The sequence below is a fragment of the Microcystis sp. M31BS1 genome (assembly GCF_020245285.1).
Classification (GTDB): Bacteria; Cyanobacteriota; Cyanobacteriia; order Cyanobacteriales; family Microcystaceae; genus Microcystis; species Microcystis panniformis.
Map to the genome: position 1 here is coordinate 1 of NZ_JADBVE010000026.1, position 3328 is coordinate 3328.

General features: G+C 42.6%; 2 protein-coding genes and 2 pseudogenes. 2 read left to right on the forward strand and 2 right to left on the reverse strand.

Translation table 11 applies throughout. The annotated features are described in order from the left end of the window. Nucleotides 1–133, forward strand: a pseudogene (locus tag IM509_RS01310) (IS630 family transposase); the annotation flags it as partial. A 348-nt stretch (nucleotides 134–481) separates the two neighbouring features. On the opposite strand, the gene IM509_RS01315 reads toward IM509_RS01310, so the two are convergent. Beyond that, complete coding sequence (locus tag IM509_RS01315; RefSeq protein WP_185236924.1) at nucleotides 482–1420, reverse strand: Bpu10I family restriction endonuclease; 939 nt, start codon at nucleotides 1418–1420, stop codon at nucleotides 482–484. Continuing rightward, a complete protein-coding gene (locus IM509_RS01320; RefSeq protein ID WP_249264989.1) occupies nucleotides 1335–2648 on the reverse strand; it encodes a DNA cytosine methyltransferase in 1314 nt (437 codons plus the stop codon). The genes IM509_RS01315 and IM509_RS01320 overlap by 86 nt, the downstream gene beginning before the upstream one ends. 542 nt (nucleotides 2649–3190) lie before the next feature. Here IM509_RS01320 and IM509_RS01325 point away from each other — a divergent pair. After that, nucleotides 3191–3328 (forward strand): annotated as a pseudogene (locus IM509_RS01325) (photosystem II D2 protein (photosystem q(a) protein)); the annotation flags it as partial.

The window sequence follows — 3328 nt, forward strand, 5'->3', positions numbered from 1 at the left end:
GAACTTTTCTGACTTTTCTTCAGCTATTTATGAATGTCTGAATGATGCCCATCTGAAACATAAAAAAGAACTGGATTCCTTGCTGACTCTACGATTTCAGAAGTTTAATAAATCTCAGATTATGAACGTCTAAAGTATATAAGATCGGCGATCACACTACAGAATCAGCGATCGCAATAAAGTTAACAATGTTGACGCTCATCAGAGTTGTACATGGTTAAGTACAATTGTTATTATAGTTCTGTCCAAATCTGGTTTGCAAAACCCGAAAGCTTCGGGGAACGCACCCTCAAGCTGCGATCGCTTGCTCAAAGTCCATAATCTTGGTGCGTTCCCAGGAATTTATTGGCGGAGTAATTAGGAATTGCATCAGGGAACGCACCCTACAAGATCGGCGATCGCACTCTTGACTACAGCGATAGCGATCAAACTTAGGCTGGGTTAGATTTGGTTAATGCACCCGACCATATCTGCGATCGCTCTAAAGTAACCACCCCCGCTCTAATCCTTGTTCTACCCCACCTTCCCAATCTTTTGTAAGGTGATTGCGGACAGTTTGATACAGATGCCATACGACATTGGGATCAATAGGTTTCTTGTGGTAACTGTCAGCAAATCGAAATTCCCTGTCTGTGTTTTTCTGTTTCCGAAAAACGTATATTTGATCAACCTCATACTTGCGGAGATTGACAGCACTGGTAAGCTTAAGCCATTCCATGACAACTATGTACAAAGAATTAGGGTTACGAGCTTTCAATTGTTCAGCAGCACGCGATGACCCTTCAAGCATTGTCTTATCCAGATACGTTTTGCATTCAATAGCTACAGCAGCTATATCAAAGTAGTGTATTTCAGAGTTTTCTTGCCAACGCGCAGTATATTCGCCCGGTTCCTCTGCAATTCTCAATTGCCCATCCTTTTCATGGTCGCGATTTGTCTTCAAATCAAGGTTTGCCGATATGGTTACCCCAATTACAAAGTCATGATCTTTGATCTCAATGCGAGCATGAGCACGTTCCATCATGCCTTGATAATTAGGTGGGGCAAAAAATATGTCCTTGAAGGCATGGGATTTGCCGATAAGTGCGTTTTCCCCAAAGTCTGCTACTAAATCACGGAACAAGTAGTACAAAAATTCTTCCAGAACAGAGGAATGAAGATTAGAGCGAGAGTCAAACTTTTCTGCATAATGTTGTTGATCAAGAAAATCTTTATACTCTTCAAGCAGAACAACACGTTGTTGAACTATTTCTTGATCCTGATCTAGGCACTTCGCAGACGGCCCAATTAACTGGGCATTGGCTAGATGCCAAGCATTGTATTTTTCTCTAATCTCAGCGAGATATTGACGGCTCTCTGCGTCCAAGTATTTCGTCTGATGTGCTTCTTTTTGAAGCAGATTGGAACCGTGTACTAACATCAAACAACTCCTTGCGTAAATGAATTGCTATCGCTCTGGCTAACAAAGGTGGAACGGCATTGCCTATTTGGTTATATTGGCATAAATGGGCATCTTCCAACCGCCCTTCGCGTTTTAGTAATTTATGGGAAGGAGTTGTTTTCTTGCCCATAAATCTGTACCAATCAGGGAATGATTGAAGGCGTGCTCCTTCTCGTGCCGTAATATTTCTGTGCTGAAAAGGATGTATAAAGTTGGCATAGAAAGAAGCGGCAATGGTATGAGACGGTTTATAAGGATGTAACCTGCGATTGTTCTGGTCATAAGCCTGATGAGACAGATTGCCATTGCCGTTACGTGTGCGTGGCATGTGTTCTGGAGGGACATCTGCGCTTGATTCCCCCCATCCTATATGTTTGAATCTTTCGACCAGACGAGGTGAATGATTCATTGCTACATGATTGAACAGCGCATTAGAATTTTCTCTTGCCCATTCCTGATAAGAATTTGTCGGTCTATGCAAATATGCCTGCACCTCGCACCCTTCACTAGCTTGTAGATTTGGCAAGTCAGATATTGCGTCCCACAAAGTTATCGCGGGGACAAGAGAAAATTCTCCCTTTGGGAATGATGATAATTGTTCATTTTGTTCTGGATAACCTGTGATATCTAGATTATGGTTTATTTGGGGTTCCCCGATTTTATCTATACCTAAATTGTTTCCGACAATGAATATTCTTTCCCTAGTTTGAGGCACACCGAAATTGGCGGCATTCAATACCCAAAGTTCTACACTGTAACCAATATTTTCAAATGTGTTTTGGATAATGTCTATCACGCGCTCATGTGCCGCATTTTTTCGTGACAATAACCCTTTTACATTCTCCATTACAAAGGCTGTAGGTTGTAAATACTCAACCCATCGAGCAAAATCAACAAACAAGCTGTTTCGAGGATCCTTTGGATCTTTTTGCGCTGGACCAGCAATACTAAAGCCTTGACAAGGTGGCCCTCCAATGATTAAGTCAGGCTTAATAGAACAAACAGACTTGATTTCATCAGGTGCTTGGAAATCACGAATATCTTTCTCTACAACAACGTGCTGTTTATCATTCTCTCTTAAGGTATCACAAGCCCATTGATCAAATTCCAGCGAGCATAATAAATCATACCCAGCCAACTTAAACCCTAGACCAAACCCACCCGCACCCGCAAAAAGGTCGATCACCTTTAACTGCTTTACATCCATTCTCAATCCCTTTTCATTTTCACCTAAAACACAACCATAATTAGAACGTGTATTCTACCACTTAAGAAGGGATTGTGGGAAGACATGGCTGCGCTAACCATCAATTATACCGCCTCCTGCGATCGAGCAACCCCCTCCATCCTACTATCCCACTTCCATCGGTCTAAAACCCCCTAAATAAAACCTAAATACCGCACTGTGGGGTTTAATCACCTCAATTTGGGCATAATTACCGCACAGAGAGGTCTAGCATTCCACTCAAGACGTGAAGACGACAATACCAAGCAATTGAGGCGGAATATCTCCCCATCTCCCCAAATCCCCATCTCCCCCCGCAACGCCCAGCAACTGGTCTCCCGAAAAAATTTTAGATTTTTTTAAGATCGACCTAAAAAATCTTGGCCATTTTTCCCAATATAGTGTAAGTTAAGAAAAGTAAAGATTTCTCACAATTCTTCTACACATCTGCTGGCCTGCTCGGATAGATGGAGAAGAGAGCGCGGAATCTTAGCAATAATATACATTTTTCGGAGAAAACCCCCATGACCATTGCTGTCGGACGCGCCCCAGAAAGAGGGCTGTTTGATGCTCTCGATGACTGGCTCAAAAGAGACCGTTTCGTCTTCATCGGTTGGTCTGGTTTACTACTCTTCCCCTGCGCCTTCATGGCCCTAGGTGGA

What these genes read in the sequence shown, in the direction of transcription:
- IM509_RS01315 (WP_185236924.1), bottom strand. Translation starts at nt 1,420, where the DNA reads ATGTTAGTACACGGTTCCAATCTGCTTCAAAAAGAAGCACATCAGACG.
- IM509_RS01320 (WP_249264989.1), bottom strand. Translation starts at nt 2,648, where the DNA reads ATGGATGTAAAGCAGTTAAAGGTGATCGACCTTTTTGCGGGTGCGGGT.